At 42.7% G+C, this 21,713-nt stretch carries 30 protein-coding genes and 1 riboswitch; of the genes, 13 read left to right on the top strand and 17 right to left on the bottom strand.

The annotated features are described in order from the left end of the window. Positions 1–72: 72 nt before the first annotated feature. From clpP to thiD, 7 genes are all read right to left on the bottom strand, one after another. A complete protein-coding gene (gene clpP / locus BLT53_RS03125; protein ID WP_090232706.1) occupies positions 73–654 on the bottom strand; it encodes an ATP-dependent Clp endopeptidase proteolytic subunit ClpP in 582 nt (193 codons plus the stop codon). A gap of 24 nt (positions 655–678) precedes the next feature. Next, positions 679–930, bottom strand: a complete 252-nt coding sequence (locus tag BLT53_RS03120; RefSeq protein ID WP_090232705.1) for a hypothetical protein — start codon at positions 928–930, stop codon at positions 679–681. Then, positions 927–1,529: an ArsR/SmtB family transcription factor gene (locus BLT53_RS03115; protein ID WP_244520345.1), complete on the bottom strand. Its 603-nt coding sequence runs from the start codon at positions 1,527–1,529 to the stop codon at positions 927–929. The genes BLT53_RS03120 and BLT53_RS03115 overlap by 4 nt, the downstream gene beginning before the upstream one ends. Positions 1,530–1,644: 115 nt before the next feature. Beyond that, complete coding sequence (locus tag BLT53_RS03110; RefSeq protein ID WP_090232703.1) at positions 1,645–1,887, bottom strand: hypothetical protein; 243 nt, start codon at positions 1,885–1,887, stop codon at positions 1,645–1,647. Positions 1,888–1,951: 64 nt separating this feature from the next. Next, positions 1,952–2,632: a thiamine phosphate synthase gene (gene thiE / locus BLT53_RS03105; RefSeq protein WP_090232702.1), complete on the bottom strand. Its 681-nt coding sequence runs from the start codon at positions 2,630–2,632 to the stop codon at positions 1,952–1,954. After that, the gene (thiM, locus tag BLT53_RS03100; RefSeq protein WP_090232701.1) at positions 2,632–3,450 is read right to left on the bottom strand and encodes a hydroxyethylthiazole kinase; all 819 of its coding nucleotides are present in this window, start codon (positions 3,448–3,450) and stop codon (positions 2,632–2,634) included. Before thiM ends, thiE begins: the two co-directional genes overlap by 1 nt. Further along, on the bottom strand, positions 3,447–4,253 hold the full coding sequence (gene thiD / locus BLT53_RS03095; protein ID WP_090232699.1) for a bifunctional hydroxymethylpyrimidine kinase/phosphomethylpyrimidine kinase: 807 nt from the start codon (positions 4,251–4,253) through the stop codon (positions 3,447–3,449). Before thiD ends, thiM begins: the two co-directional genes overlap by 4 nt. Positions 4,254–4,337: 84 nt before the next feature. Continuing rightward, a riboswitch (TPP riboswitch) is annotated at positions 4,338–4,440 on the bottom strand. 160 nt (positions 4,441–4,600) lie between these two features. Between thiD and BLT53_RS03090 the strand changes: the two genes are divergently transcribed. The 3 genes from BLT53_RS03090 to BLT53_RS03080 all read left to right on the top strand — a co-directional run bounded on the left by BLT53_RS03090 (position 4,601) and on the right by BLT53_RS03080 (position 6,286). Further along, entirely contained in the window at positions 4,601–4,843 is a 243-nt protein-coding gene (locus tag BLT53_RS03090) for a hypothetical protein (protein WP_090232698.1), read from the top strand. A 127-nt stretch (positions 4,844–4,970) separates the two neighbouring features. Beyond that, positions 4,971–5,201: an IDEAL domain-containing protein gene (locus tag BLT53_RS03085; protein ID WP_090232697.1), complete on the top strand. Its 231-nt coding sequence runs from the start codon at positions 4,971–4,973 to the stop codon at positions 5,199–5,201. A 143-nt stretch (positions 5,202–5,344) separates the two neighbouring features. After that, entirely contained in the window at positions 5,345–6,286 is a 942-nt protein-coding gene (locus tag BLT53_RS03080) for a YecA family protein (protein ID WP_090232696.1), read from the top strand. A 207-nt stretch (positions 6,287–6,493) separates the two neighbouring features. Here the strand turns inward: BLT53_RS03080 and BLT53_RS03075 are convergent, their stop codons facing one another. From BLT53_RS03075 to BLT53_RS03065, 3 genes are all read right to left on the bottom strand, one after another. Then, positions 6,494–7,837: an APC family permease gene (locus tag BLT53_RS03075; protein ID WP_170834206.1), complete on the bottom strand. Its 1,344-nt coding sequence runs from the start codon at positions 7,835–7,837 to the stop codon at positions 6,494–6,496. A 124-nt stretch (positions 7,838–7,961) separates the two neighbouring features. After that, positions 7,962–8,996: a YkvI family membrane protein gene (locus BLT53_RS03070; protein WP_090232694.1), complete on the bottom strand. Its 1,035-nt coding sequence runs from the start codon at positions 8,994–8,996 to the stop codon at positions 7,962–7,964. Between the two features lie 154 nt (positions 8,997–9,150). Beyond that, positions 9,151–9,426: a hypothetical protein gene (locus BLT53_RS03065; RefSeq protein ID WP_061968683.1), complete on the bottom strand. Its 276-nt coding sequence runs from the start codon at positions 9,424–9,426 to the stop codon at positions 9,151–9,153. A gap of 269 nt (positions 9,427–9,695) precedes the next feature. Here BLT53_RS03065 and BLT53_RS03060 point away from each other — a divergent pair, with 269 nt between their 5' ends. Continuing rightward, positions 9,696–10,112: a phage holin family protein gene (locus tag BLT53_RS03060; protein ID WP_090232692.1), complete on the top strand. Its 417-nt coding sequence runs from the start codon at positions 9,696–9,698 to the stop codon at positions 10,110–10,112. Positions 10,113–10,148: 36 nt separating this feature from the next. Here BLT53_RS03060 and flgM read toward each other — a convergent pair whose 3' ends face one another. From flgM to BLT53_RS03040, 4 genes are all read right to left on the bottom strand, one after another. After that, the gene (gene flgM, locus BLT53_RS03055) at positions 10,149–10,409 is read right to left on the bottom strand and encodes a flagellar biosynthesis anti-sigma factor FlgM (protein ID WP_090232690.1); all 261 of its coding nucleotides are present in this window, start codon (positions 10,407–10,409) and stop codon (positions 10,149–10,151) included. An 18-nt stretch (positions 10,410–10,427) separates the two neighbouring features. Beyond that, on the bottom strand, positions 10,428–10,667 hold the full coding sequence (locus tag BLT53_RS03050) for a hypothetical protein (protein ID WP_061968674.1): 240 nt from the start codon (positions 10,665–10,667) through the stop codon (positions 10,428–10,430). 193 nt (positions 10,668–10,860) lie between these two features. Further along, positions 10,861–11,202, bottom strand: coding sequence for a hypothetical protein (locus BLT53_RS03045; protein WP_061968671.1), 342 nt, complete (start codon positions 11,200–11,202; stop codon positions 10,861–10,863). A 157-nt stretch (positions 11,203–11,359) separates the two neighbouring features. Then, positions 11,360–11,599 carry a hypothetical protein gene (locus BLT53_RS03040; protein WP_061968669.1) on the bottom strand — a complete coding sequence of 80 codons (240 nt, stop codon included), beginning with the start codon at positions 11,597–11,599 and terminating at the stop codon, positions 11,360–11,362. 181 nt (positions 11,600–11,780) lie between these two features. Here BLT53_RS03040 and BLT53_RS03035 point away from each other — a divergent pair, with 181 nt between their 5' ends. The 6 genes from BLT53_RS03035 (at position 11,781) to trhA (ending at position 16,149) form a co-directional block, all read left to right on the top strand. Continuing rightward, positions 11,781–12,203, top strand: a complete 423-nt coding sequence (locus BLT53_RS03035; protein ID WP_090232689.1) for an organic hydroperoxide resistance protein — start codon at positions 11,781–11,783, stop codon at positions 12,201–12,203. 222 nt (positions 12,204–12,425) lie between these two features. After that, complete coding sequence (locus BLT53_RS03025) at positions 12,426–13,154, top strand: amino acid ABC transporter ATP-binding protein (RefSeq protein ID WP_090232685.1); 729 nt, start codon at positions 12,426–12,428, stop codon at positions 13,152–13,154. A 68-nt stretch (positions 13,155–13,222) separates the two neighbouring features. After that, complete coding sequence (locus BLT53_RS03020) at positions 13,223–13,978, top strand: glutamate ABC transporter substrate-binding protein (protein WP_090236662.1); 756 nt, start codon at positions 13,223–13,225, stop codon at positions 13,976–13,978. A gap of 63 nt (positions 13,979–14,041) precedes the next feature. Next, the gene (locus tag BLT53_RS03015) at positions 14,042–14,695 is read left to right on the top strand and encodes an amino acid ABC transporter permease (RefSeq protein ID WP_090232684.1); all 654 of its coding nucleotides are present in this window, start codon (positions 14,042–14,044) and stop codon (positions 14,693–14,695) included. A 14-nt stretch (positions 14,696–14,709) separates the two neighbouring features. Further along, positions 14,710–15,420, top strand: a complete 711-nt coding sequence (locus BLT53_RS03010; protein WP_061968659.1) for an amino acid ABC transporter permease — start codon at positions 14,710–14,712, stop codon at positions 15,418–15,420. An 87-nt stretch (positions 15,421–15,507) separates the two neighbouring features. Further along, entirely contained in the window at positions 15,508–16,149 is a 642-nt protein-coding gene (gene trhA, locus BLT53_RS03005) for a PAQR family membrane homeostasis protein TrhA (protein ID WP_090232682.1), read from the top strand. A gap of 19 nt (positions 16,150–16,168) precedes the next feature. Here trhA and BLT53_RS03000 read toward each other — a convergent pair whose 3' ends face one another. Then, a complete protein-coding gene (locus BLT53_RS03000) occupies positions 16,169–16,615 on the bottom strand; it encodes a GNAT family N-acetyltransferase (protein WP_090232681.1) in 447 nt (148 codons plus the stop codon). Positions 16,616–16,758: 143 nt separating this feature from the next. On the opposite strand from BLT53_RS03000, the gene BLT53_RS02995 reads away from it, so the two are divergent. The 3 genes from BLT53_RS02995 to BLT53_RS02985 are packed head-to-tail and all read left to right on the top strand — an operon-like array spanning position 16,759 to position 20,484. Then, a complete protein-coding gene (locus tag BLT53_RS02995) occupies positions 16,759–18,276 on the top strand; it encodes a spore germination protein (RefSeq protein WP_244520344.1) in 1,518 nt (505 codons plus the stop codon). A gap of 35 nt (positions 18,277–18,311) precedes the next feature. Beyond that, positions 18,312–19,409, top strand: coding sequence for a GerAB/ArcD/ProY family transporter (locus BLT53_RS02990; RefSeq protein WP_090232678.1), 1,098 nt, complete (start codon positions 18,312–18,314; stop codon positions 19,407–19,409). Continuing rightward, positions 19,402–20,484, top strand: a complete 1,083-nt coding sequence (locus BLT53_RS02985; RefSeq protein ID WP_090232676.1) for a Ger(x)C family spore germination protein — start codon at positions 19,402–19,404, stop codon at positions 20,482–20,484. The genes BLT53_RS02990 and BLT53_RS02985 overlap by 8 nt, the downstream gene beginning before the upstream one ends. Positions 20,485–20,523: 39 nt before the next feature. Here BLT53_RS02985 and BLT53_RS02980 read toward each other — a convergent pair whose 3' ends face one another. Beyond that, complete coding sequence (locus BLT53_RS02980) at positions 20,524–21,186, bottom strand: VOC family protein (RefSeq protein ID WP_090232675.1); 663 nt, start codon at positions 21,184–21,186, stop codon at positions 20,524–20,526. 70 nt (positions 21,187–21,256) lie between these two features. Next, positions 21,257–21,622, bottom strand: a complete 366-nt coding sequence (locus tag BLT53_RS02975) for a winged helix-turn-helix transcriptional regulator (protein WP_090232673.1) — start codon at positions 21,620–21,622, stop codon at positions 21,257–21,259. Between the last annotated feature and the right edge of the window lie 91 nt (positions 21,623–21,713).

Genomic DNA, 21,713 nt, shown 5'->3' with positions numbered 1-21,713 from the left:
CTTTTCTCTTTGGAAAGATCGATTCCTGCCAGGGAAATAAAAAAAAGAGCTCATGAGCTCTTTCTTTTACGCCTATAGTTTTTCAATTACTTTGTTAATAATGCCGTAGTCCAGAGCTTGCTGGGCTGTCATAAAGAAGTCCCGGTCCGTATCCTTTTCAACCCGTTCTACCGGCTGACCTGAGCGGTCGGAGATAATTTTATTTAAAATCTCCCGCGTTTGAATAATTCGTTTTGCATGGATAATCATGTCTGCCGCCTGGCCTTCTGTCCCGCCCAGCGGCTGGTGAATCATGACTTCTGCATTTGGCAACGCATACCGTTTTCCTTCTGCTCCGGCGATCAGCAGGATGGCACCCATGGATGCCGCCATCCCGATACAAATCGTGGACACATCCGGTTTAATAAATTGCATCGTGTCATAAATTGCCAAACCCGCAGTAACAGATCCCCCAGGAGAATTAATATAGATAGAAATATCTTTATCAGGATCTTCAGCTGCCAGGAATAGAAGCTGCGCAACGACCGAATTGGCAACATTGTCATCAATCGGACTTCCAATAATCACAATTCTGTCTTTTAAAAGCCTCGAATAAATATCATACGAGCGTTCGCCTCTGTTTGTGGTCTCAACAACCATTGGAACTAAGTTCATGATCATTTTCCTCCTGTACGTTTCTTACGATGCCATGCAGTACGGTGAAGATCCCGTGCTGCCGGCAGCAATTTTTCCAAACCCGGACGTGACATAAACCACCTTTGATGGCTTTTTACCTTCTGTTTCAATCATGATTTCCGTTCGCAGCTCTTCCCTGGACTTTTCATCTTGCTCATTTTTTCTTTCATAAAGGTTAATCACTTTTTCATCCTGCAGCTTTTTTTTCCCGTTCTTTTCCCATACAAGAGAGGGCTGCTTCTTCACTTTGCTCATCCCTGTTTTCCTCCTTCAGGTTTTGGATAAATAGCAATAGACACCTGGTACTCCTCGCCGTTTTCCTTTTCTCCTGATTGATACTTTTCAATTAACTGATGAAGCAGTGAGAAATATTCGTTCATAAATTCATTCCGCTGATCTTCTCCGCATAAATTGACGGCAGCCTGAAGAACGGCGCTTGGAATTTGCGTTTCTTCCGCTTGTTCCATGAGTTGCAGGGCATCTTTTTTTATGGCTTCAGTCAATGATAATACATGAGCAAGGGCTTGCTGATCCTGTAATTTTTGCGAAGTTTCCGGCGAAAGGCCAAGTGATTCAGACAAAACCAGGGTTTTTGCCACTGCCTGATATAGTACTTCTACCAAATTTCTGACATTCCTTGTGCCCACTTTTTGCACCAGCTCTACTTTTTCAAGCGCTTTTAAATGGTAATTTATTTTTTGCGGTGTTTCGTTAAGCGCTTTGGCAATTTCCGTGGCTGAAGCAGGGACTTTCAAGGCGGCCACAATCTCCGAACGGATGGGATGCAAAAGGGCTGCAGCTTGCTCGGGCAGTGTGATCAAATACGTTTCCTTAATCTGAGCCTTCTGGTTCACAGCTTCACCTCACTTAAAGTAAATGTATTACGTAAAATTATTTTATTACGTTAGGCTTATTTTTGTCAAACCTTTCAAGTTTTAAACAAAAAAAAACAGAAGCGAAAGGCTTCTGTCAATTGATGAACGGCAAAGCCGCCAAAATAATAAAAACCAGCACCATGCCTGAATTAAAATAGAATTCCAATTTCAGCTTAAAATAATACCGTTCCACTGCCCTGAACAAGAAAACTACTGCGAGGATGGCAAAAAGGACGGAAGGGCTGTTTACATAAATCCCGTTCCAGAGTGCACTTAAAAAGCTCAACAGTAAAAGCACCATCTCGGCATATGACCAAGCTTTGCTCCTTTTTTTCATAGAGACACCTCTTTCATGCAACGTCCATTCATTGTACGGAACACGCATGGAAACAGTGCCCTTCCTATTTGATAAATTTGTTTGAAGAGTGATTCTGTTTGGCTTTTTCTACCGCTTTTAGAAGTTCACTTGCAGCTGCCGCCGGTTCCTGATGGTTGCTGATGGCAGTAATAACTGCCACTCCATCTGCACCTGACTGAACGACTCCTGATGCGTTGTCCGCATGGATACCGCCAATACCGACGATTGGCGCATCTATTCCATTGTCCCGCAATTCACGAATCACTGAATACCCCATTACCGGCCGCGTATCTGTTTTTGTTCCTGTAGGATAAACAGGCCCGACTCCGAGGTAATCGGCCCCAATTTCAAGGGCATGCCGGGCTTCATTCAGATTGTGGACCGAAACACCCAATAGTTTTCCCGGAAAAGCTTTACGGATTTCCTCGAGGTCTCCGTCTTCCTGGCCCACATGCAGTCCGTCTGCGTTCAACTTCTTCATTAACTTGATGTCATCGTTAATGATAAATGGAACATTGTACCGGCGGCAGACATTCTGTAAAGCCATGGCAAGTTCTGCCCGGCTTTTTCCATCCAGACAGCCCTCCCCTTTTTCACGGAATTGGAAAAGTGTAGCTCCACCGATCAGTGCCTGCTCGAGAACTTCTTTGGCATCTGTTGAACAATTGGTGCTTCCCATAATAAAGTATACCTTCATTTTTTCTTTTAGAACGGCCTTATCCATTAGTTGTTCCCTCCAAGCACAGTTTCCCATCTTCCAGCCTCATCCAGTTCTTCAGCATTTAGAAGATATAGCTCATCCAAGAATGCCGTTTGAAAGCTTCCTGGCCCGCGCGCGGCGGAAACCGCCCGTTCTGCACAAAGGCCCAGGTAAGTAAGCGATGCTGCCACCCGTTCCAATGTAGTCAAATCAGCCGTTACTGACTTTGCAAGGAACAATCCAATCAGAGAGGTGGAAAAGCAACCCGTCCCTGTCACATAGGAAAGCATTTCATGCCCTCCTCTTATGATCATCGTTTCTGACCCGTCACTCATGATATCCTCTTTCCCCGTAATGGCGACGATGCAATTCAACCGGTTGGCCACATAGCGGGCCAGTTCCGAGCTGTCCTCTGCAAGACTCCCGTCTACCCCTTTCCCGCTCCATTTTTCTCCACTTAAAAATGCGATTTCTGCTGCATTACCGCAAATTACATTTGGAGAAACTTCATCCATAATATCTGCAACAGCCGTTTTTCTTAATAAGGACAATCCTGCCCCGACCGGATCAAGAACAACCGGTATACCATTGGCTTTCGCCTTTTTTCCGGCGAGAATCATTCCTTTCACCAGGTCTGGCTCAACCGTTCCGATATTTAATATAAGAGCGTCAGCAGCCATTACTGCTTCTGCTGCTTCTTCATAGTGATGGGCCATCATCGGGCTTCCTCCGGCAGCGAGAATTCCATTGGCCAGAAAATTCATCGTTACCTGATTGGTTATATGATGAATGAGTGGTTTCTTCAATCGAATTTCTTTTAAAAGATGTGGTAATTTTGTCATTGGTATTTCCTCCTGTATGCCCAGTGGTTGGTCGGTCCATGGCCGCTTCCGAGATGAAGGGGGGCGCTGATCGCCTCCTGTATAAAGGTTTTGGCGGTTTCCACCGCTTCAATCGGAGATTTTCCAACAGCAAGCTCCGCTGTTATCGCAGCAGCAAATGTACAGCCTGTTCCATGGGTTTGTGTTGTGATTATGCGTTTTCCTTCAAACTCAATCATTCGTTCCCCGTCATAATATAAATCCACCGGTTCATTTTCATTGGGAAGATGGCCGCCCTTAATGACAATTTTCTTTGCTCCGAGACCATGAAGAAATTTTGCTGCGTCTTCTCTGTCCTGTTTGTTCTCAATCTTTCTTCCAGTCAATTGCTCGGCTTCAGGGATGTTTGGAGTGAGGATATCAGCGAGGGGAAGAAGGTGTTTCTTTAGAGCTTCTATTGCATCCTTCTTAAGCAGTTCTGACCCTCCCTTGGCAATCATCACTGGATCAACCACCACATTTGTCCATTGATATTCCTCAATATGTGAGGATACCGCCTCAATAATTTCGGCACTGAAAAGCATGCCTGTCTTCAGCGATTCTGGCCGCAGGTCGTCTGCAATACTTTTCAACTGATCTGCCACCATTTCAACCGGTATGGCATGAATATTTTGGACGCCTTTCGTATTTTGGGCAGTGACGGCTGTAATGACCGACATACCATATGCGCCTAATTCCTGAAAAGTTTTCAGGTCCGCCTGTATGCCCGCTCCTCCCCCTGAATCCGATCCTGCTATGGTTAATGCTTTTGGTGTGTTGGACATTATAGAAAACTCCTTCTTTTTTTTGACTTCGTATAAAAAGCCGCCCTCAAAAAGAAGGCGGCTTAAACATCATTTTTAACTGGTCGTTCGTTTAAGCCACTTCCCTACGACGGTATGATCCGTATCAGGTTCAAAGGGTCAAAGTTCACTCTTTTCTCAGCTTTCACAAGCTCCCCTAGTGGTTGTTCATATAAATACTAATTATTCTCTATCGTAGCTGACATCAATAAAAGCGTCAAATCCGAAAAATGAAATATGTCGAAAAGTTAATGAACGGAGTTTAAAAAGAGCACGTTACGGGCATATTTTATACAACACCCGATTGATACTCTGGAGGGAGAGAAATTATGAATATAAGAGAGAAGCTGCAAAATTTAAAAAACAACCCAGAAGATGTATACAGTCATGCTCAGTCAGAAGAAACCTTCTCAAAGAATTATACCAATCCAGTCGAAGTCAAATATATCCCGACAGAAGAAGTTTATGAATTGCGAGTTTTTGACATGGAAGGCGGTGAACAGCTGGAAAGTAAGACTTTCCATTCCGTGGATGAGGTGCTGGCTGATTTAAATCTGGAAAATCAACAATAATAAATCTAAATTTTCAGAATTAAATAGTTGCTATTATCTCTTGGGATAAGTATACTAGTAAAAACCCACTAAAGCATTAGCTTTAATCACACAAGCTATTGCAAAAATATTCAAGGAGGAATAGAGCATGAAAGATAATACGTCGTATAATAAAGATATGAACGATCTTGTGAAATACAAACTTCAGAAGAAAAATGAACCGTTCGCTTTTAATATGGTTGCTCAGATGATCCTTGATGAGTCCTTGCACGCCTATCAAATTAAACGTTATAAAGAACAAATAGATGAAGCCCTTGAGAAACGAGATGAAGCAAGGTTTATGGAATTGACCGATGAGTACCTTCGCTTCCTTGGATAAGAAATCAAACCTTTTTGGTTTGATTTCTTTTTTTTTGCCCTTTCCCGGTTGTGCTGCAGTGCAATAAGTTGCATTATCACGCGTTTATGCTAGTATTTACAAGGTGATTATTTACAACACGAGCAGTATGTACGGAGGGAAACATGAGTAAAGTAAGACGAAACGATCCTTGTCCGTGTGGAAGCGGGAAAAAATATAAACATTGCTGTCAGCGATCGCTGACCACAACAAAAATGAAACAAATGGTTGAAATCAGCCGTCACCTGGAAGGGCTGGCAAAGTTTGCTTTTGACAACTTTCATGAAGACATGGGAAAACAAACACGGAATTTTATCCAGCAATTTAATGTTGATAAGGAGCAGGTGGAAACATACGCGAACTTGATGGTATGCTGGCTCATTTTTCATTCATCGGTTCGGAATGGCAAAACACCTGTAGAGCTGTACCTTATGGAACAAAAAGAAAAAGAAGAGCATCAGGTATACGAAGTAGTGAAAAAATGGCAGAACACCACCCCTTCACTGTATACCGTTCAGGAACAGTTAAACCGGAACGTATATAAGCTCAAAGATTACTTCACGGATCAGGAATATACGGTTGAAATCCATTCCGAATCCCTTCCTGAAGTGCAGTCACTTCTTGCAGGTTCACTGATCGTTACAGGAGAACATTGTGAATTTTACATTGATTATGCAAAAATTCCTGTTTCTCCTTCCAATTTGTCAAAGAAACTGCAGATCCTGCATTCAGAACAATTGACAATGAAGGACGATTTCCCCCATGTTCTTCATATTCTTTTGTCCAACGAGCCTGCTGATCCGGTCAATGATTCCGTATTAGCTCTGCTGAAAAATACCGCTTCTTCTGAAATTTATGAAAAGGCGCTTCCCCTTTGGGTTCAATGGAACAACAGTCAAAAGCTGACCATTCGAAAAGAACAGCTTTTCGCTGCAGCACTGCATTATTATGTCAGCAAGCATCTTTTAGAACAAGGCGCATCACAGGCGGAAACAGCTGCTTCTTACGATATTTCAGCATCCAGTCTTTCCGCTAAATATCGTCAGTTGAAAACGATTATTCAATAAAAGAACCTGCCAATGGCAGGTTCTTTTAACTTTCTGCTGGATTGTTTTTCTTTCGCAAATCGTTGAACGTATATTACAGAGAGATTAGCCAAAAAAGGGTCAGTACACTTTAATATTTTCGGTTTTTTTTGCTGGTTGACTGTTTCAATTTTGGCACCTAATGAAAAAGCTCTGCTGAAAATCAGCAGAGCTTTTTACGGGAATATACTACGCTTTCTTTTGCAGTTGCGGTTCGTGTTCCGTCTGGTTTCTTTTGTTAAGGTACCAGTACAAGGGCAATCCGGCCAGTGTGACAGCAATCGCCGTGAGGCTGTCAGCAGGACTGTCAATAATCGTAGCAATCACAATATAGCTGGCACCGATGATGGCAAACCCCGGAATGATTGGAAACAGGGGTACACTGTACGATCTTTTTTTCCCTTTGTTTCGTTTCCTTAAAACAAACAAAGCATAAAATGCAAAAATATAAAAGATATAAATAGCAAATATAGCCATGGCAGACAGATAATCCGGGTTTGATACGAGCATGAGGACAACGGCTAACACAACCTGCAGCCCGGTTGCCGGAATCGGTGTTCCAAACTTTTCAGAAACAGAAGCAAAGAAACGGGACGCCGGCAGCTGTTTGCGAAGCGCCATCGCATAGGTTACACGGGGGAACGTTAATATCTTTCCGTTCAAACAACCAAAGATGGAAACAGCGATACCGACGGCAATCAATTTTCCGCCTATTTCTCCGAACAATATGGAAGCCGCGGTTCCAGCTGAATTTTCCCCCAATTCCACAATACGGCTTGCCGGAAGTACATGGAGCATTGCTACATTTACCAGCAGATAAGCCACTGTTACAAACAGAATCCCGCCAATGATCGCTTTGGGCAGTATTTTAGCAGGATTTTTCATTTCTCCTGCCACAAACCCAACCATCAGCCAGCCATCATAAGCAAACAATGTTGCCAGAATGGCAGCTCCCATACTGATTTCTCCAGTAAAGCCGCTGCCTGCATTCAGAACATGTTCATTACCTTTCCAAATGCCAAACACAACGATTAACACGATCGGGAGCAATTTTCCGATCGTTGCTATGTTTTGTACAATGCCACCATACTTAGTGCCAAAGCTGTTGACCACAGCTAGAAAAACAACCGTAATAATACCTATCCACGGTCCTGTTTTTTCGTTCCATCCAAACAAGTGGGCAAGCAAAGAGCCAAAATATAGACCAAGACCTCCTATGATGGCGGGACCGTAAATCACAGTTTGCATCCAGCCGCTCAGATAGCCCCAAATCTTTCCATACACCTCTTCTAAATAAACATACAGTCCGCCTGTCTTTGGGATCTGCGTGGCTACTTCAGCAATGGTCAGGCCTCCTGCCAGAGTGATAAGTCCACCGAGCAGCCAGGCCAGGAGCGCCATGCTTGATCCTCCTGCATATTCAATGACTTTTCCCGGTTTCATGAAGATCCCGGAACCGATTACTGTACCAATAACAATTGACATCGCTACGGAAAGGCCGATATCTTTTTTCAGATCTGCTTCTGTATTCACGCTGCTGTCCACTCCCAAACTATTTTTGTCTACTCTAGAAGGACTTTCTTTTTTAAAACTTTATCACAGCGTTTAAGTCCTGTCACTATAACCAAAAATAGTAATTCTATTCAAAAAAATCCCTCTATTTAAAATCCTTTTTCAACGTGATCACCAGCAAATAAGCGAGCCCAACCAACCCAAACAACGGATAAAGATAGTGAAGAAGTGAAGAATACCCAAACAAACTGATTAAGTACCCCCCGCCCATTAACAACAGCAAAATGAAATTGGATGAAAGCTTGAATGATTTTTTCAGAGGAGCGACAAGCCCGAACAGGTTTCCAATCAGCGTAGTGAAGATTTCACCATATACCACGAGCAAAAACAACAAATGCACAAAGATCCCGAGCCGGCTGATAATCTCGGCAACAGGGATTTCATATTGAACCGATTGAGGCACCAGATAAAGGGCAAAGTGGCTGTTTAACAGGATGAAGGTCAATCCAAGCCCTCCTAAAAAACCACCCCACCGGATGATTGAATCATCCTCAGCTTCCCGGCTTAGTGGCACAAGAACCGCTTGTGCCAGTGTCAAATTAAACGCAGCATAAGTAAACGGGCTGAACAGCCATCTCCAATTCCCGGTAAAATCCTCGGAGCGGATCAGGGGTGCCTCAATCGGTGAAAAAAGCATGGACACCGATATAATAATGGAGAAAAGAATCATAATGGGGACAATAACCGAATTAGTCCATAAAATACCTTCCATCCCCCGTTGCATAACGATGAAGCATAATAAAACGGTGAGCAGTATTCCGGCATGAAACGGCAAATGAAGCTGTTCAGTAAATAATGCTCCAGTACCTGACAGCATGACAGCTGTTACACCAAACAACATGACAAACATAAGCAAATTAATCCCTGCGGCAAATCTTTCTCCAAAAAGATACGTGTTTAACGACTCATACGTTTCCGCTCCGATCTTTCGGGCAAGGAGCATGATTTTTGTACCAAGAAAGATAAATAAAAAACCGCTGATCAAAATGCCGGCAAAGCCTGCCGAACCATGAATGGTAAAGAATTCAACAATCTCTCTTCCCGTCGCGAAACCTGCCCCTACGATAGTGCCGATATAGGTTGCACCGATTTGAATAACCTGTTTTTTTCTTTTTTGCATAATCTCCTCCAGCTCCGCTCGTCCTCTTCGTTAATATGTATGGCCTGTACCGGAAATTTAGAAGGACATCGGGCAAAGCAAAGCGGGGATCACCAATCCAAACAAAAAGGACACGTGATTTGCCGCCTGAAGAGACGACTCACGTGCCCTTTTCCTATTTTTTCTTTTTGCGTTTCGGCAATTTATCAAGGAGCCAGCCTTTGCCGATTTCGCAAAAGCGTAAAGGCATTTCCATCGAAATTAATATCCTGTCTTTTCCAACTATATTTAACATCCCGGTTTCCTCATTGACCTGTCTCACTTCTGCACTTTCCGTACCTGACACCGGAACGACCATTTTTTCATTGTTAAATCCTTTAATTTTAAAAACCTTTCCGTCAAAAGAAACTTTGTGACAATGTGGAGGAAGACCAAGGGTAATTTTGTTCACATTAAAAACCTCCTATAAAGATTTTCTCATTTAAAGATTTTCTTCATTGTAACAGAAATGTGCGTGTCTTTTCTTTGATTTTTTGGATTTTTTTAAATATTATATTTACTTTTCAATAAACTTTACCTACCCTCAAATTTTGTTACATAAACGACATAAAAGGTTACTATCAGCCACAATTTTTCAGTAAAGGAACCAATTATTACGTTCTATCATATTCTAATAGTCAATACTAGATTTTTATTTTGGAAACTATGAGGTGGGTCTACATGAGTAGAGTTCAAATGCTGTTTAAATCCTGCTCTGCACTGGCAGGCGCTTATGCAGGTTATTTTTTTGGTCCGATGTCGCCATTGATCAATGCTCTTGTAATATTAGCTTTACTTGATTATCTGACAGGTATTATTGCTTCTGCCTATGAAGGAAAACTTTCCAGTTCGTTTGGCTTCAAAGGAATTTTAAAGAAAATCGCTATTTTTTGCATTGTAGCTGTTGCCCACTCACTCGATACTCTTTTTGGCGGTCATTACATTCGTGATGCCACCATATTTTTTTATTTATCCAATGAATTGCTGTCCATCATCGAAAATGCGGGCCGGACAAATATACCCCTGCCCCCTGTGATCAGAAAAGCGTTCCTGGTTTTAAAACAAAAGGAAGAGGGGAAAGAAAAAAAAACAGACTAGCTCTCTGCCAATCTGTTTTTCGGTATGAATCTGGTTTTATTTCTGATAATAAGAAGCAATCTTAGCCGCAATTTTCTCCGGATCGATTTGATACTTCCCTGCATTGATTTTTTGTTTAAGTTCCTCTACCTTTGCCAGCCGTTCGCTTGAAATTCCTGCCGTTGTTTGATTTAATTGCAGCCCTTCCCGGGAAATCTCAACTGAATCCTGTAAAGATGGCTTTGAAGCTTTTTGAGGCTTTATCGCTTCGGTGGTTTTATACGATTGATCCACCCTTTGAATGCCATTGATTTTCATGCTGTTAACCCCTTTATTTTATATGCATACATTTCCTACACATACCCAGTCATCTTCAATTTCAGAAGGCTCCAGATAACGCATATACAGTTTCTGGCCGCTCTTATCATACTTTATTTCAAATTCTTTTTCATTTTGCCTTGATTCACAAAAAAAATGAATATACTCCTGTGTAAATAAATAAGGAGTAAAGTTTTTATAATCTTCAAGATGGTTTTCGACCCATTGTTGAATATCTTCTTGTTTAACCGTTTTCATATTACTCTTCCCTTACCCCATTTTGTGTATAGTGATGGATAAATGTATGAAAATACCCCATGAAAAACTGCTGTAAACACATAAAAAGATATTTTTCTCATAGTCTTCGAATCATTCTTATATTATAAGGGGTATCTTATAAAAAAAATAGTAAATTTTGTATAAAAAACGTCCATCTCCGTAAGATGAACGTCTATCGCAGTTCATTCAGCTTTGGAATAACACCCATTTCTTCCACTTCTGCCTTCGTCTTTTCGGTACCAAGCATATAGATCTGACGGTAAATTTCAAACATGAGCTCATTATCTTCTCTTCGATCTAGATCGCCGTAAAATTCATTAAAATGAGTACTCGAAGAAAAGAGATCTTTCCCTTCCTTTTTGTTGTGTTCATGCAATTTTTGAAAGAGGCCGCGTAACTGTTCAATTTCCCCTTCATTTGCATGAACCTCAAAAAGGTGAATGCTTTCATCGGCAGGAACAGTGTTTATATCACCTTTAGGGTTAACATAGAATGTTAATTTCCTTTCATCCATCGCAAAGGCTCCCTCCTTGGCTTCTTTTAGATGTAATTCCCGTTAGCGGCAGACCTTTAAACCTGTATGCTATAAACAATTATTATAAAGCGGCTCCCATTGCCGGGGAGCCGCTTAAATTTGTTCTTTGGTGTGCTTGAACCAAGAGTCTTAGAAGTCAGATTTTATTTTTCTCGATAAAAACGATCGCATCCTCCACTTCGTCAAAAACCCTTGATCCCACAATTTCTCTCTCATCATCATAAAAGGTGGCCTGAAAAAAGCCATTGTCTCCCTGTGGGACATACCTTATTCTCACAAGATCGTTTTTTGCTCCAGGCAGGTTGGTTTCCTGAAGAAACTCAAATTCTTTTTCCGGATTTTCCATTAAGCTGCGTATATGTTCATTAATTTCCATGCCTTTCCCTCCAACAGTTGTTTAGTTCATAATTTCCCAAATTATGAATTCATAAACTCCCACTGCAGCTAAGATGCGGTTTTCAAATTAAAGGTTTAAAAAGATAGAAAAAAGATAATGTTTAGGTGTGTAGAACAAATTGGGGCAGTTTGCTGCCACCGAATACAAGGAGTGATGAAGCATGGACCAAGGTTTATATACAGCCAGGGCAACAGCACAGGGCGGACGTGAAGGAAATGTTTCCAGCGAGGACGGCAAGCTGGATCTTAAACTCAGCATGCCAAGGGAGCTGCAGGGCTCAGGAGGAGAAGGAACCAATCCAGAACAGCTTTTCGCCTGCGGATATGCGGCTTGTTACCAAAGTGCACTTCAGCTGGTCGCCAAAAAGCAGAAAGTGGATGTTTCCGACAGTAAGGTGACAGCCAATGTAACCATTGGCAAAGACCAGCCGAATGGCGGATTCAAACTGGCAGTTGTTTTAGAGGTGGCGATACCGGGTCAGGAACAAGCCAATGTACAAAAGCTGGCCGATGAAGCTCACCAGGTTTGCCCGTATTCCAAAGCAACACGCGGAAATATTGAAGTGGAAATAAAGGCCGTTTAAGAGTTTAGCACTGGTCTCCTGTATGGGGGACCAGTTTTTTTGTGCTTCTTTTCCCTCTCTTTCTTCCTATGTAAAAATCCCTTCCAAAAATAATAAGAAGAAAAAAAAGGAATTTTGTAACAGATGGTCGAAATATTTTCACAAGATTCCTAAAATAAAAACTTTTGAAAAACTTCAGGAATACAACTACCTGAGTTTTAATACATAAAAAGGGGGATTGGATTGATTTCATTTAAGAATGTGAACAAACATTTCGGTGATTTTCAGGTTCTCACTGATATTAACCTGGAAATTAAAGAAGGAGAAGTTGTTGTTGTCGTCGGCCCATCAGGGTCTGGGAAAAGCACCCTGCTCCGCTGCATCAACCGGCTTGAGACGATTACGGATGGTGAACTTATTGTTAACAAAAAAGGGTTAAAAAGCAAAGATACAAACATTAATGACCTTCGTAAAGAAATCGGCATGGTTTTTCAGCATTTTAATTTGTATCCTCATATGACTGTACTTGAAAACATTACCCTCGCTCCAAGAAAGGCCCTAGGTATTTCCACAGCAGAAGCAAATGAAACCGCAATGTTCTACTTGAATAAAGTGGGAATTCCGGACAAGGCAGATTCCTACCCGTCCCAGCTCTCCGGGGGGCAGCAGCAGCGCGTGGCCATTGCCAGAGGTCTCGCCTTAAAACCTCATATCATGCTTTTTGATGAACCAACCTCTGCTCTTGATCCCGAAATGATCGGCGAGGTACTTGATGTGATGAAAACACTTGCGAAAGACGGCATGACGATGGTCGTGGTTACGCATGAGATGGGTTTTGCCCGTGAAGTAGCGAACCGTGTCGTATTTATGGACCATGGCCGGATTCTTGAAGACAGCGAGCCTGCTGCCTTCTTTTCCAATCCCAAGGAAGACCGGGCCCGCTTATTTTTAAGCAGAGTATTAAACCATTAAAGGAGCTGAACCATTTGAAAACAAAGAAAAATTGGCTGATTGCACTTATTTTTGTACTGATCATCAGCATGCTTTCCGCATGCGGCAGTTCAGAAAAAACAGGAGGAAAAGAATCCAAGGATACGCTTTCTGCAATAAAGAAACGTGGAAAACTGGTCGTCGGGGTCAAATATGATACCAACCTGTTCGGCTACAAAGATCCGTCTAGCGGCAAAGTGGAAGGTTTTGATATTGATATCGCCAAAGCACTTGCAAAAAAGATCTTTGGAGATGAGAAAAAACTGGAGCTCAAGGAAGTCACCTCAAAAACACGTGTGCAAATGCTTAAAAACGGTGATATCGATGCTATCATTGCTACCATGACCATCACCCCTGAACGTAAAAAAGAAGTGAATTTCTCTGACGTTTATTTTAAAGCCGGCCAGTCCCTTCTCGTGAAAAAAGGAAGTACGATCAAAGGCATCGACGATATTAAAAAAGGTACAAAAGTCCTTGCAGTAAAAGGCTCCACTTCTGTTCAGAACATAAAAGAAAAGGCTCCTGAAGCACAGGTTTTGGAATTTGAAAACTACGCGGAAGCATTCACCGCTCTGAAAGCCGGCAAAGGGGAGGCATTGACCACCGACAACTCTATCCTGTACGGCATGGCTGACCAGGATCCCAACTATACACTGGTAGGTGAGCCATTTACCGATGAGCCATATGGTATCGCCCTGAATAAAGGCGATGACAAATTCACTAAATATGTAAATGACTTTATTAAGGAAATTCAGGACAGCGGAGAATATGACAAAATCAAAAGCAAATGGATTAAAGAACAATAAAGTCCGGTGAAGATGGATGGACCCCTGTGTCCATCTCTTCTTCTTTCATAAAGGAGGGAAAAAATGCTTGATTTTACAATTCTCACAAATAACCTTGACACGTATTTGCAAGGGTTCGGAAATACACTGAAAGCAAGCCTCCTCGCTTTAATTTTCAGTTTTATTCTGGGTGTTATCATTGCGGTAATGCGAATTTCCCCCATGAAGGTGCTCAAGGCGGCCGGCACCGCATTTGTCGAATTTGTCCGTAATATCCCCCTTATTCTTATTCTGTTTATTTTTTACTATGGATTGCCGAGCCTGGGGATGGAACTTTCCGGATTTCAGGCTGGGACCATTGCCCTTTCCATCTATACAGCGGCCTTTATTGCCGAAGCCATTCGCGCTGGCATCCTTTCGGTGGACAAGGGCCAGATGGAAGCCGGTCGGTCGTCGGGCCTCACCTATATTCAGACGATGAGATACATCATTTTGCCGCAGGCGATTAAGATAGTTATTCCGCCTCTGGGCAATCAGTTTATTAATCTTGTAAAGAATTCATCGATTCTGGGAGTTGTGGCTGGATTGGATCTTATGTATTTTGGCGATTCCATCTCATCAGCCACCTATGTCGTGTTCGACGTGTATATCTTTGTCGCCGTATTCTATCTCATATTAACGATTCCGCTCAGCTTGTTCGTCGGATACCTTGAACGGCGCCTGGCGGTAAGCGGATAAGGGGGAGGGGCTCTATGGATTTCATCGGTGCTTATTCCTCAGGGAATCTGCTCTTTTTGTTGAAAGGTCTGGGTACAACGCTGCTCGTCGCTTTTATCGCTATTATTTTCAGCTTTCTCATTGGAAGCATCCTTGGCATCCTGCGTTATGCCAAGATTCCTGTTCTATCAAGAATTGTTGCGGTCTGTGTGGAAGTGATCAGAAACCTTCCTCTCTTGCTGATCATTTTCTTCACGTTTTTCGCCCTTCCTGAGGTCGGAATTAAATTAAGCGTAACAATGGCTGCCATCACAGCTCTTATCATTTTTGAATCCGCCATGCTTTCCGAGATTGTTCGAAGCGGACTGAATTCCATTGAAAAAGGGCAGATTGAAGCCGCACGGTCGTCGGGTCTCACATATATGCAGACCATGCAGCATATTATTCTCCCTCAAGCTCTGCGCCGTATGGTTCCCCCGATTGTCAGCCAGTTTATTTCCCTGTTGAAAGATACATCACTGGCCGTTGTAATCTCCTTGCCAGAGCTGCTTCACAATGCTCAGATTGTAAATGGAAAGAATGTTAATTATGTTATCCCCATTTTTCTCCTGATCGCCGTGATGTATTTTCTTGTTAACTATTCCTTGTCTTTGGTTGCAAGACGCCTTGAAATGAAAGAGCGCACCAACCGGAAATCGACAGGGAAAGTATTGCCTGCCAAACAGCAGACCGGAGAAATGATGTAAAGACAAGAGCTCAAATTCACTTGAGCTCTTTTTCTGTGTTAGAATGAGTGAAACATCATTATAGTCCGGAATAAAGGAAGTGAAAAAATGGAGGCTTTCACCTATACGAAGCGTGAAGAAATCATCAATGCCATCACGCATGGAATCGGAGCGGTTTTTAGCATCGTCGCGCTGATTCTTCTTATTGTATTTGCCAGTGATCAGGGAACACCGCTTGCTATCACCTGCTTTGCTATTTTCGGGGTAACGATGCTGCTTTTATATACAGCATCCACGCTTGTCCACAGCTTTCCTGAAGGCAAAGTTAAAGATATTTTCGAGATCATGGACCATTCCGCCATCTATCTGTTTATAGCAGGTTCCTACACCCCTATCCTTCTGCTTGTCGTTAAAGGAGCCTTGGGCTGGTCATTGTTTGGAACTGTCTGGGGAATTGCCCTTGCCGGTGTCGCCTTTAAAATCTTTTTTACCAAACGGTTTGTGATTCTTTCCACCATTGGTTACGTACTGATGGGGTGGCTCATTGTATTTGCCTTTAACCGTGTGATCCTCAACCTTTCACAAGAAGCTCTTGCCTGGCTTTTTACCGGAGGAATTTTGTATACCGTTGGTGCCTTTTTCTACGTTTGGCGCAAGTTTCCCTATAATCATGCCGTTTGGCATCTGTTTGTCCTTGCCGGGAGTGCTTCTCATTTTATACTCATGCTGTATATAGTAAAGCTCTCGTAAATAAGAAGAACAGCAGATATCATTTCTGCTGTTCTTCTTTTATCTTCTTTTTCATGTAACGTCCAGCATCCACCACTTCAAATCCATATTTGCGGTAGAGTCCATGCGCATCCTCTGTGGCCAGCAGCATCCCTCGCACCTCCTGAAGGTCTTCAAAGGAAATGATGGTTTGAACCAGCCATTTGGAGAGACCTTTCCCCCTGTACCTTTTATCGATAAACACATCGCATAAATAGGCTGTTGTTACATAGTCAGTCAATATCCTGGCAAAACCGGCATGTACAGGCTGGTCATTTTTCATCTCATATACCCCAAAACAAAGCGTATTTTCAATAGCACGCCGTACTCTTTCGATCTTAATCCCTTTTGCCCAATACGACTCTTCTGATAAAAACTTATGGATCATTTCTACATTCAGCCAGGTTTTATCCGTGGAAATGACATAGTTTCCTTTTTTCCATTCCATTCTTTTTACCCCCAATTGTTCATCCTTGCTCCAAGTATAATAAAAAATTAATGGATCTGTCCTTCTTTTGATGTGAATAGAGACTGCCTCAAATGGAATGATATACAAATAGATATTCTTAAAACGAGGGAATGAATCTATTTATGTTCGGAAAACGACGGCAAAAAAAACAGGATCGTTCACAAAACCAGTCTCCCAGGCAAACTAAAACCCGGCTTACCTTCGAACAGCTGATGGAAAAATGCGGTGCTTCAAAGGATTTTGTTTCGTTTACGAAAAGCGATAAGCATCCATTTACGATTTCTTATTATAAAAGTATGGTAAATCCTGATCTGGTACATAAGGATCTCATTCCTTATTTAACCAGGTATTCTTCTTTATCATTGAAAGAGCTCTCTCGGGAAATTCCTGTGGAAAACATTGAACATACAAGCGATGTCCAGACCATAATGGACAGCCTGCTGACTGGTTCTGTCATTGTTCAGTCCCGTCCGGGAAAAAGCGATTGCCTGCTCATCCCGGCTGCTACCACTGAAAAGCGGCAAATCTCTGTACCCGAAACAGAATTCAGTGTTGTGGGTCCAAAAGAGGCATTTACCGAAACTCTCGAAGTCAACATCAATATGGTTCGGAAAAGATTGCCGATCCCTGAACTTCACGTAAAGGAAGTAACAGTTGGCAAGCTGTCAAAAACGCGCGTGGTTATTCTTTATATTGACGGCATTGTGAATATGGAAAACGTTAATACATTGAAACAGCGGATTTCAGCCATTGAATATGATCATATTCTGGACAGCTCGTATATTCTTCAAATGATTTCAGACAACCAATACTCACCGTTTCCACAGCTTATTAATACGGAACGCCCTGACCGGGTAGCTGCCGTATTGTCAGAAGGAAAAGTTGCTGTCCTTGTCGATGGTTCTCCAAGCGCTCTGACCGGGCCAACTACGCTGGTTGAATTCTTTTCCGCATTTGAAGACTATTTTTTATCCTGGCATATTGCTTCTGTTTTCAGGATGATCCGCCTTTTTAGCGTACTCTTTTCCGTTCTGTCCACACCACTTTATGTTGCTGTTCTAACCTTTCATTATGAGATGATACCGACCGACCTGCTGGGCACTTTGATCGCCTCACGGTCAGGCATCCCCTTTCCCCCGATCGTGGAAGCCATTATTCTCGAATTGGCGATTGAGCTTTTAAGGGAAGCTGGAGCCCGTCTTCCTTCAAAGGTGGGACAAACGATCGGGATTGTCGGCGGTATTTGTATTGGAACAGCAGCCGTACAGGCAGGATTAACGAGCAATGTCCTGCTGATTATCGTAGCGCTTGCTGCGCTCGCATCCTTTACGACACCCGTCTACCAGATGAGTAATACCATCCGTTTGATCCGTTTTCCTTTTTTAATTTTTGCCCAATTTTGGGGATTGCTTGGTGTGGCCATTTGTTCTGCCTTTGTTTTGGGGCATATGCTGCGTCTTACATCCCTGGGACGGCCATTTCTCGCTCCACTGTTTCCTTTGAGGATGACCGATTTAAAGGATGCGTTATTCCGGCTCCCATTTAACCGCCAAAGTCTCCGTCCATTGCAGATGCGGCCTGAGGATCCGGTACGTTTTAATTCCCAACGCGGCTTACAGAAAAATGACATTGAAGAATAATCCGCTTCATGACACATACAAAAGAGGGTGGGACCATGAATCTGCAGCCAAAAGAAAATAAATTAGTTTCCCCTTATTTTGCATTTTACCTGATTAATACTATGCAGGTTGGGGTTGGCGTACTGGGATTTCAACGATATATAGCCAAATCCGCGGGACATGATGCATGGATGGCAGTCATTACTGGTGGAATTCTTATCCACCTGCTGGTATGGATGAGCTACCGCATGTTAAAAAACAGTGGTGGTGACCTTGTGGCCGTACATGAGGACATTGCCGGCAAAGCCATCGGCGGTGCATTAAGCACCTTATTCACTGTGTATTCGGGCTTCTTGGCCCTTACCGTCCTAAGAACATACATTGAAGTCATCCAGGTTTGGATGTTTCCGCACATTAACATATGGGGAATTTCCCTGATTCTATTGGGTGTTGTCTATTATTTTGTCAGCGGGGGCTTCCGTATCGTTACTGCACTTGGATTTTTTAGCGTTATTCTTGGTACACCTCTTATCTTTTTAAAATACTTTGCCGTCAAAGACTCTCATATTTACAACATTCTGCCTCTTTTCGACCATTCCGTAACCGATTTTTTTGTCGCAACAAAAACGATGACCTTGAACTATCTTGGCTTCGAAATGCTTTTGCTGTACTATCCATTTATTAAACATCCCGAAAAGTCGGAGAAATGGTCGCAATGGGGTGTGTTTTTCACCATTTTAGTGTATACCATCACAGCGGTTGAATCGTTTGCCTATTACAGCCAGGGCCAGTTGAAACATACCATCTGGGCGACACTTACGCTCTGGAAAATTGTTGAATTTCCTTTTGTTGAGCGATTTGAATACATCGGGATCTCCATGTGGCTGTTTGTCGTTCTTCCCAATGTCTGTATCGCTGTCTGGTGTGTGACGAGAGGGTTTAAACGCGTCTATTCGATCAAACAAAAACACACGCTCATTCCCGTTCTGATTCTGATATTTGCAGGGACCCTCTTTTTCAAAGACCGGCAGGAAATTGACCTACTAAACAGCCTCGTTTCTAAAGCAGGCTACTATATCATCTATTTTTACATTCCTCTTTTATTTGTATTGCACTGGCTCGTTCTGAAAGTCAGGAGGAAAAAAGATGCCTAAAGCAAAACTGATGATGGCCGCCATTTTACTTTTCCTTGTTGGCTGCACTCCGCAAAAGCAAGTACTGGAAGATATTCAGCTTGTCGGTGTGGTTGGCTACGATGATGCCAGCGGAAATAAAATTCAAGCCACGGTTTCCGTACCGACAACCGAAGGCGGGAGCGAACAGGCGGTCTTATCAAGCACCACTTATTCGGCCCGGTCCCATACAAGCAGAAATATCCGGCAGATCCTGCAGGCGGAAACACCCAAGCCATTCGCCTCAGGAAGGGTGTCTGTAATCATATTTAACGAAGAACTTGCGAGCCGCGGAATCACCAAGATCATCGATTCCCTGCAGCGGGACCCATCTGTCGGAAGAAACATCTACCTCGCGGTGGCCAAAGGGTCGACAAAGGACATGTTATCAAAAGAATATCCGGTTGGTGAGATTGTTCCCGCCTACCTGAAACGGATGATTGAGCAAAACATGGAGCTTACTTTTCCTAGAGCCAACTTTCACCATTTTAATTACAGCTATTATGGAAAAGGCAGCGATCCGTTCATGCCTCTCCTTGAAGAAAAGCATGGCCATATCCGTATTGCGGGTGTTGCCTTGTTTGATCATTCGAAGTACGTTGACCATATCAGCTTTGAGGATTCCTTTATTTTTAAACTGTTGTATCAAAACTTCCGACAGGGTTCCCATGAATATAAGCTGGGTAAAGAAAATTACTTAACGCTGGAAAATTTGTCATCACACGTCAATTATGATATTTACAATGCTAATACCAACCCAAAAATAAATATCACCATCCGTGTGACGGGAAAGGTTAATGATGCGGCAGGCACCCCCCTGTACCAAGAAAAAAAGATTAAAATGATTGAAAAAACCATCCAAAAACAAACGGAACAGGATGCCGAAAAGATGGTGGACCGTTTGCAAAAAAAAGGAATTGACCCTCTCGGTTTGGGCGACAGAGCAAGAAGCAGGGCCAGACGTTTTGATTTTAAAGAATGGAATCAAAAGTACCCTGACATCCCTGTTCATGTCAAAGCCAAAATTAAAGTCACACAGGGCGGTATTGTGGAATAAAGAAAAGCCGGCACATCATTTTACATGCGCCGGCTCTTTTTAACTCATCAACGTATATGGATACCCATTCAGGCTGGTTTTCGTCCGGCCTTCTTCCATAATGATTTCTGCCGGATAAATGTTTGCTTTCTTGCCAGAACCGAGCCAATTTCTTTCTTTATCGGACAGGATCAGCAATCCGTCTGCGTCTCCAAGAGGGGCAAACGATGCACTGTCATTATGGTATATATTCAGGTTTAATTCCTTTTTCAACTGTTCTGCTGCTTGTTTTACATTATCCACAGGCATGCCTATTTCGCTAATATTCAAAATATCCCGGCTGGTAAATGGATGCTCAGTGCCATTTTTCAGCGTATGCCTGGCGATCAGCTCGACAATGTTGCCTGCAGGGTCGTAAAAATAACAGGCATGCGCATTCCAATTGGCAAAATATATTTCATCTTTATCCTCGACCGTATTTAAAGGGACAAAGGTGCTAGCCCATTTTTTCGCCTGCGAAAATCGGTTATCAGGAACGGTAAACGCAAAATGGTAATACGATTCCTCTGTCCCTTCAAGAAAAGTGAGCACCGAAGCACCTGCGCCGATTCTTAAGGAACCGGGTAAACGGCTCTTCAGCAGAGGCAAACCCAGCACATCATGGTAAAAGTTTTTTTGATCTTCCATACAATGGGTGCGGAGGATCACTTCTTTTATCTTCACTCAGGTACCTCCCATCTTGATAAAGGCAAGTCTTGAAACCTTTGTTGCTCTTAGGAGTTGGTCTAAATTCTTAAGACAGTTCTGCTTCGCTTACTTCCTCGTTGAAGTTGTCCCCTACTCTTTGCTGGTGGGACTGTCCCCATTTCTCCATCATCCGCAGTGTATCTTCAAGATCCTTTCCGTATGGTGTAAGCGAATAGACCACTTTGGGAGGCACTTGAGGATATACAGTCCGGGTAATCAGGCCATCTTCCTCAAGTTCTCTTAGCTGTTGCGTCAAAACCTTTGGAGTGACAGAATAAAGCTGGTCCTTCAATTCCCCAAAGCGGTAGTCATTTTCCTGCAACAAACAAAGGATGACTCCCTTCCACTTCCCGCAGACCACATCCAATGTTACTTCAATTGGGTGAAAATACTGCTTTTTTCTTTCCTTCATGAATCCAATCCCCCTAATCAATTAGTGGTCCATGGTATCCAAAAAGTAACTACCTATCAAAAAAGTACATACTATTTAAATTTCCAATGTA

The sequence above is a fragment of the Fictibacillus solisalsi genome, assembly GCF_900103485.1.
In the GTDB taxonomy this organism is placed as follows: domain Bacteria; phylum Bacillota; class Bacilli; order Bacillales; family Fictibacillaceae; genus Fictibacillus_C; species Fictibacillus_C solisalsi.
The sequence above is the reverse complement of the archived record's forward strand: the minus strand, read 5'-3'. Positions and strand labels throughout refer to the sequence as shown.